Source organism: Pseudomonas sp. AC463 (assembly GCF_979253585.1).
Genome location: NZ_CEEDDZ010001072.1, coordinates 1 through 242, shown reverse-complemented (window position 1 = coordinate 242; position 242 = coordinate 1). Strand labels below are relative to the sequence as shown.

Here is a 242-nt window from a genome sequence, read left to right as displayed (position 1 = left end):
AGGGTCACGCCGGCAGCTCCGCTACCATCGGAAAAACCGCCGGTGCAGCGGATGTTCTCGGCGTCGATGTCTTCGCACTGGCACATCGGGTTGTGCGCCAGGGCTACACCGCTGAGCGAGAGCAGGGCGACGCCTGTGGCCAGACGTAGGGATTTAGAGTTGATCATTATTTGCCTCCTTGTTGTTTCTTCAGCCAGGCGACGGTGGACGGCGACGCCTGTTCGAGCGGCACGGCAGCTTGG

At 62.0% G+C, this 242-nt stretch carries 1 pseudogene; it reads right to left on the bottom strand.

The features are described 5' to 3' along the window. Positions 1–167: pseudogene (locus AC0IYH_RS33560) on the bottom strand (hypothetical protein); the annotation flags it as partial. Positions 168–242 lie beyond the last annotated feature (75 nt).